Raw genomic sequence first — 7,164 nt, 5'->3', positions numbered from 1 at the left:
GTGGATTTCAACATCTTCATTCAAACCTCCAGTTTTGCTCTTGTTGTGTCGGAGCGTGAGTCCTGTCGCACCCTTTTGAGGCGTTGTTGACCCGTGTTGGTTTTTTTTAGGGTCAACCGACGTAGGACCGTAGCCATGAGTCTAGTAGGAGAAAATCCACATCATGGACAACTCACTTCTCACCAATCGGCCGAACGGGCTGTAGCCCTTTCACGTTCGCGAAGCCCGTAGCGGCCACTGGCGAACATCCATTACCGGATTTTTTGCTATCCCACTGCCAACAATGGCCTGATAGTGTTACCGACAGTTGTGGGATTCTTCATACGCGCTTCCCTATAGCAAAGCCCGTACCACACCGCCCGCTTAAGCGGTTAAGCGACAGGTCAATAGCAAAACTTGTAACCTTGCGACATCTTCGTAACTGATCAACCAGACGCGCACTCACCCCTCGCACTGAATGAGAGCGCACGCACAATATTGGAGCAAACATGACCGAGCCCTTGATCCTAGAACCCGTCAAGCCCGCAGACGCCTGCGTGATCTGGCTCCACGGCCTGGGCGCCGATCGCTATGACTTCCTGCCCGTGGCTGAAGCCCTGCAGGAAACCTTGTTGAGCACACGCTTCGTTCTGCCTCAGGCGCCAACCTGTGCGGTCACCATCAATGGTGGCTACGAGATGCCCAGCTGGTACGACATATTGGCCATGAGTCCGGCTCGCGCGATCAACCGTGAGCAGCTGGAAGAGTCCGCACAAAAAATCATTAAGTTGATCGACACGCAGCGAGCCATCGGAATAGACGCCTCGCGCATTTTCCTGGCCGGTTTCTCCCAAGGTGGCGCGGTGGTCTTGCACACCGCTTTCCTGAAATGGCAGGGACCGTTGGGTGGCGTACTAGCCCTCTCCACTTATGCCCCGACCTTCAGTGACGAACTGGAGCTGTCCGCCAGTCAGCAGCGTATTCCGGTGCTGTGCTTGCATGGCCAGTACGACGATGTAGTGCAAAACTCGATGGGCCGCAGCGCCTACGAGCATTTGAAGCAGCGTGGTGTCACCGTGACATGGCAGGAATACCCAATGGGTCACGAAGTGTTACCCGAAGAGATCCGCGACCTTGGTGTCTGGCTTGCCGAACGCTTGCGTTGAACTTTCCTGCGATTTTTTGCTTAAAACAGCCCTTTGATCCATCCCACTACGCCGCGCCCGTTTCTTGCATTACACTGGCCGGCGTACATTCCTTAACCAATTGATGAGATGACCGTGCTCAAAGCACTCAAGAAAATGTTCGGTAAAAGCGAGACTGAGCAACTCGCGCCAGTCCCCAGCGCTCCGTCTCACACTCCCGGCCACCGCACCGACGGTAAACAGCCTGGCCGGACCGCCCCTGTAGCGGCACCGAAACACGAGCCCAAGAGCGCGCCGGCCGCCGAGCCTGTTGCGCAAACCGCCGCCGAGCAACCGCGCAGCGAAACCCCGAAACCCGTTAAACCCCGCCGTGAACCGAAGCCAAAAGCCCCGGTCATTCCCTGGAAACTCGAAGACTTCGTCGTCGAACCCCAGGAAGGCAAAACCCGCTTCCACGATTTCAAACTCGCTCCTGAACTGATGCACGCCATTCAGGACCTGGGCTTCCCGTATTGCACGCCGATCCAGGCGCAAGTACTGGGTTTCACCCTCGCCGGTAAAGACGCCATCGGTCGGGCGCAAACCGGTACCGGTAAAACCGCGGCGTTCCTGATTTCGATCATCACCCAGCTGCTGCAAACCCCACCGCCGAAAGAGCGCTACATGGGTGAGCCGCGGGCCTTAATCATCGCCCCGACCCGCGAACTGGTCGTCCAGATCGCCAAGGACGCCGCCGACCTGACCAAGTACACCGGGCTCAATGTCATGACGTTCGTCGGCGGCATGGACTTCGACAAGCAGCTCAAGCACCTCGAAGCCCGCCACTGCGACATTCTGGTGGCCACTCCCGGCCGTCTGCTGGACTTCAACCAGCGTGGCGACGTGCACCTGGACATGGTCGAAGTGATGGTGCTCGACGAAGCCGACCGCATGCTCGACATGGGCTTCATCCCGCAAGTGCGCCAGATCATTCGCCAGACGCCGCCAAAGGCCGAGCGTCAGACGCTGCTGTTCTCCGCGACCTTCACTGAAGACGTGATGAACCTGGCCAAGCAATGGACCACTGATCCTGCGATCGTCGAAATCGAAGTCACCAACGTGGCCAGCGAAAACGTCGAGCAACACATCTACGCCGTGGCCGGTGCCGACAAATACAAACTGCTCTACAACCTGGTCAACGACAACGGTTGGGAACGGGTAATCGTATTTGCCAACCGCAAGGATGAAGTGCGGCGCATTGAAGAACGCCTGGTGCGCGATGGCATCAACGCTGCGCAACTGTCCGGCGATGTGCCGCAACACAAGCGCATCAAGACTCTGGAAGGCTTCCGCGAAGGCAAGATTCGCGTACTGGTTGCTACCGATGTTGCCGGTCGCGGTATTCACATCGACGGCATCAGCCACGTGATCAACTTCACCCTGCCGGAAGTCCCGGACGACTACGTGCACCGCATCGGTCGTACCGGTCGCGCCGGTGCTGATGGGGTGTCCATCAGCTTTGCCGGTGAAGATGACTCCTACCAGCTACCGTCCATCGAGGCGCTGCTGGGCAAGAAAATCAGCTGTGAAACACCACCGACGCATCTGTTGCGGGCGGTTGAGCGCAAGCGTCCGTAACGGACAACGTGCAAAAAAGGCGCAGCCGGAAACGGACTGCGCTTTTTTTTCGTCCGGCTTTTTCGACAGGGCTTGCTCGCTAAAACAAAAAGTCCATAATAGACAAATTAGTTTATTCCATGTCCGGAGCCGCCCATGTCCAGTACGCCTCATGTGATCACCCAAGCCCAGGCTCGCAATTTGCTGACACAGATCGACGTGCCGCAGATCATGCGCAAACTGTTTCGCGACCTGGCCGCCGGACAAGCCGTGCAACCGGCGCAGCATCTTGTGGAGTTTCCGAATGGCGCGGGCGACTTCATCAACTACTTGGGCGTGCTGGCGCAAGACGGTGTTTACGGCGTCAAGACGTCGCCCTACATCGTGCGCGAACAGGGGCCGTTGGTGACCGCCTGGACCCTGCTGATGTCGATGCAGACCGGTCAGCCGCTGCTGTTGTGTGATGCCGGCGAACTGACCACGGCGCGCACCGCCGCGACTACCGTGGTGGCGGTCGATGCACTTGCACCTTTGAACGTGACTCGCCTGGCGATCATCGGCAGCGGCAAGGTTGCTCAAGCGCACCTGCATTACGCGAAAAACCTGCGCGACTGGCAGAGTATCAGCCTGTACTCGCCAGGCCTGAGCGAAGATGCGCAAACCATGAGCCAGCTCAAGAGCATCGAACCTCGCCTGAAGATCGTCGACAGCCGCGAAACGGCTATCCAGGACGCGGATGTGATCATGCTCTGCACCTCATCGGCCGGCCCGGTGATCGACCCGTCAAACCTGAACAAACCGGCGCTGATCACCTCGATCAGCACCAATGCTCCTCGTGCCCACGAAGTGCCACCACAGAGCCTCAATGACATGCGGGTGTTCTGTGACTATCGCCTGACCACCCCAGGCTCGGCCGGTGAAATGCTGATCGCCGGCGAGCAGCATGGCTGGGACAAAAACGCGATCGTCGGCGACCTGGCGGATCTGCTCAGCGAGAAGGTGGCGCGTCCCGTTTACGACCGTCACGTGTTCTTCCGCTCGATTGGCCTTGGCCTTGAAGACATTGCGCTGGCCAATGCCATTTACCGTCTCACCCCTGACATCAGATAAACCCGTAGGAGCAAAGCTTGCTCGCGATGACGGCATGTCAGTCAACACTCATGTTGAATGTGCTGGCGTCATCGCGAGCAAGCTTTGCTCCTACAGGAGTTTTCAACCATTTCGGCAATTGCGCCCCTACAGGAGACGTTCATGAGCCAGGCAGACTTCATCATCATCGGCGGCGGAATTGCCGGCGCCTCCACGGGCTTCTGGCTGTCGCAGCACGGGCGAGTGGTGGTACTCGAGCGTGAATCCCATCCGGCCTATCACTCCACCGGACGTTCCGCTGCGCTGTACACCGCGGCTTACGGCACCCCACAGGTTCGTGCATTGACCCAGGCCAGCCGGGATTTTTTCGACAACCCGCCCAGCGGTTTCTGCGAGCACCCGCTGCTGACGCCGCGCGGTGAAATGACCGTGGACTTCACCGGTGATCCGGCCGAATTGAACAATCAATACCTGAGCGCCAAAGCTACGGTCCCGGAGATGCAATTGCTCAGCGCCGAGGAGGCCTGTGTACGCCTGCCGATCCTGCGCCGGGAAAAAGTCCACGGCGCCATCTACGACCCGACCGCCAGCGACATCGACACCGACGCCCTGCATCAGGGTTACTTGCGTGGCATCCGTCGCAACAACGGCGAAGTGCACACCGACACTGAAGTGCTCGGCCTGAGCCGTGATGCCGACGGTGCCTGGCAGGTGCAAACCAACAGCCAGACTTTCAGCGCTCCCATCATCATCAATGCTGCGGGCGCGTGGGCCGACAAGATCGGCACGCTAGCCGGTGCACAACCACTGGGCCTGCAACCGAAACGCCGGGCCGCGTTCATTTTCGCTGGCCCCGAGGGTGTGGATATCCATCATTGGCCGATGCTGGTCAGCCTCGACGAGTCCTTCTATATGAAACCCGACGCCGGGATGTTCCTTGGCTCGCCGGCCAACGCCGACCCGGTTGAACCCCACGACGTGCAGCCTGAAGAGCTGGACATCGCCATGGGCATCTACCAGATCGAAGAAGCCACCACCCTGACGATCCGCCGCCCGACCCGCACCTGGGCCGGCCTGCGCAGCTTCGTCAGTGATGGCGACTTGCTTTCAGGTTTCGATCCGCAGGTGCCGGGGCTGTTCTGGGTGGCGGCTCAAGGGGGTTATGGCATCCAGACCTCACCCGCGATGGGTCAGGCCAGTGCCGCGCTGGTCCGTGGTGAAGCCCTGCCCGAACAACTGACCCGCTTCGGTCTGAGCGCCGAAATGCTCTCCCTCGCTCGTCTGGGTTGATTCACCACCTCAGGTGACGCGCCGACATGATTGCGGCACACTTTCAGAGCCCCGTATTGCGGGGCGCTGAAGTTGCCCGGAGTTCTACTGTATGAAGAGCCGCACCCCATGAACGCCCCAGAAAATGACCCGGCCCTGAACGACTCGTCCCTGGATAACTTCCATGCGATCGCCGATGCCATCGCCACGTTGTTCTTTCCCCATGCCGAGGTGGTGCTGCACGACCTGCGCACGCAAAAGGTCGACTACATCGCCAACAACCTGTCGAAACGGGAAATCGGCGACGACTCCGCACTGGAGGACATGCTCAGCGACGACGTCAGCGAACGAAACATCGGGCCGTACGAAAAGCTGAATTGGGATGGACAGAAGATTCGCAGTCTCAGCACGGTACTGCGCGACAGCGAAGGTCAGCCGCTGGCCGTGCTGTGCATCAACCTGAATATTTCGCTGTTCGAAAACGCCAAGGCCGCGCTGGACCTGTTCCTGTCGCCGACCAAGCTGATCCCGCAACCGGACTCACTGTTCCGCGATGACTGGCAGGAACGGATCAACACCTTCCTCCACGCCTGGCTGCGCGAGCGCCAGCTGAGCCTGAACCTGCTGACCCGCGACCACAAACGCGAGCTGGTGCTGGCCCTGCATGCCGAAGGTGCCTTCAAGGGCAAGAGCTCGTCGAACTATGTCGCCAATGTGCTGAACATGGGACGGGCGACGGTGTACAAGCATTTGAAGGAATTGAAGGGCTGAAGATTTGCAGGGATTGATCTGGCCCCATCGCCAGCAGGCTGGCTCCCACATGGATGTGCGGTGTACACAAAACCTGTGGGAGCCAGCCTGCTGGCGATGGCGGTAGATCAGTCGCCGTAGATATCGGATTTGAAGTACTTCTCGGAAATTTTCTGATACTCGCCATTCGCCCGAATACCGTCGATGGCTGTATTCAGTTGGCTAACCAGTTCGGTATTGCCCTTGCGCACTGCAATCCCCGCGCCCTCGCCCACGTATTTCGGGTCTTTCAGCTCTGGCCCGACAAACGCATAGCCCTTGCCGCGCGGCATCATCAGGAAGTCATTGAGTGGAATGGTATCGGCAAAAATCGCATCGAGACGACCGGCCGCCAGGTCCATGTAGATCTCTTCGTTGTTGCCGTAACGCTTGACGTTGATGCCCTTGGGTTCAAACACCTCGGTGGCATAACGGTCCGTGGTGGTGGCGCGCTGCACTCCGACGGTCTTGCCCTTGAGGCTGGCGTACTGGTCGTCCACCACCGCACCTTCTTTCATCACCAGACGCGATGAAGTGAAGTAGTACTTGTGGGTGAAATCGACTGACTTCTTGCGATCTTCGTTGATGGTCATGGACGACAGGGCCATGTCGATTTTCTTCACTTTCAGGGAAGGAATCAGACCGTCGAACTCGCCTTCGACCCACACACACTTGACCTTCATCTGCGCACACAGGGCGTTGCCGATGTCGTAGTCAAAACCCACAATCTCGCCTTTTTCGGTTTTCGAAGCGAACGGTGGATATGCCGCTTCGATACCGATGCGCAAGGTTTTCTCGGCGGCAAATACAGAGCTGCACGCCAACAGGCTCAGGGCCAGACCGGTGATGAGGGGGAATTTCTTCATGTTCGTTCTCTCGCGGGTTGTTGTTGGTTTGGCAAGACAGAAGAAAGAGCAGAAACGGGGCAAAGCCTTTTTTGTACTTATAATTCCATACTGGACTTTTATGTATAAATCGTCAATCGGACAAATGCAGCCCGTGCCGGCCGGTGGTCGGGTGGTAAATAGATGAGTCGTTGGCGATGCAGATGGCCCCTTCACGGGCAAGCCTCGCTCCTACAGGTTTCGCGTCATGATGGGACGGCGCTAAACTTTTAGGAGCAAGGCTTGCCCGCGATGATTGACTGAAGGACGCTACAGCAATTACTGCTTCCAGCGATCCGCCGCAGCATGATCGCTGTCACGCCCTTCCACCCAGCGCGGTCCGTCGCTGGTATTTTCCTTCTTCCAGAACGGCGCGCGGGTTTTCAGGTAGTCCATGACAAAGGCGCAGGCAT

The 7,164-nt window shown here is 58.4% G+C and carries 6 protein-coding genes and 1 pseudogene; 5 read left to right on the top strand and 2 right to left on the bottom strand.

Annotation, left to right across the window (positions count from 1 at the left end):
- Window positions 1-488 precede the first annotated feature (488 nt).
- From D8V06_RS27890 to D8V06_RS27870, 5 genes are all read left to right on the top strand, one after another.
- Window positions 489-1,145, top strand: coding sequence for an alpha/beta hydrolase (locus D8V06_RS27890; protein WP_056853651.1), 657 nt, complete (start codon window positions 489-491; stop codon window positions 1,143-1,145).
- A gap of 108 nt (window positions 1,146-1,253) precedes the next feature.
- Window positions 1,254-2,741, top strand: coding sequence for an ATP-dependent RNA helicase RhlB (gene rhlB, locus D8V06_RS27885; protein ID WP_130903622.1), 1,488 nt, complete (start codon window positions 1,254-1,256; stop codon window positions 2,739-2,741).
- Between the two features lie 135 nt (window positions 2,742-2,876).
- Window positions 2,877-3,830 (top strand): ornithine cyclodeaminase family protein, encoded by a 954-nt coding sequence (locus D8V06_RS27880; protein WP_130932242.1) that lies wholly within the window; start codon window positions 2,877-2,879, stop codon window positions 3,828-3,830.
- 141 nt (window positions 3,831-3,971) lie between these two features.
- Window positions 3,972-5,099: an FAD-binding oxidoreductase gene (locus tag D8V06_RS27875; RefSeq protein WP_056853654.1), complete on the top strand. Its 1,128-nt coding sequence runs from the start codon at window positions 3,972-3,974 to the stop codon at window positions 5,097-5,099.
- A gap of 108 nt (window positions 5,100-5,207) precedes the next feature.
- The gene (locus D8V06_RS27870; protein ID WP_130932241.1) at window positions 5,208-5,849 is read left to right on the top strand and encodes a PAS domain-containing protein; all 642 of its coding nucleotides are present in this window, start codon (window positions 5,208-5,210) and stop codon (window positions 5,847-5,849) included.
- A gap of 107 nt (window positions 5,850-5,956) precedes the next feature.
- Here D8V06_RS27870 and D8V06_RS27865 read toward each other — a convergent pair whose 3' ends face one another.
- Both D8V06_RS27865 and D8V06_RS27860 read right to left on the bottom strand, forming a co-directional pair.
- The gene (locus tag D8V06_RS27865) at window positions 5,957-6,733 is read right to left on the bottom strand and encodes an ABC transporter substrate-binding protein (protein WP_056853656.1); all 777 of its coding nucleotides are present in this window, start codon (window positions 6,731-6,733) and stop codon (window positions 5,957-5,959) included.
- A 297-nt stretch (window positions 6,734-7,030) separates the two neighbouring features.
- A pseudogene (locus D8V06_RS27860) lies at window positions 7,031-7,164 on the bottom strand (molybdenum cofactor biosynthesis protein MoaE); the annotation flags it as partial.

The sequence above is a fragment of the Pseudomonas sp. Sample_24 genome, assembly GCF_004307605.1.
In the GTDB taxonomy this organism is placed as follows: Bacteria; Pseudomonadota; Gammaproteobacteria; order Pseudomonadales; family Pseudomonadaceae; genus Aquipseudomonas.
Note: the sequence above shows the minus strand (reverse complement) of the source record. Positions and strands in the feature narration are given on the sequence as shown.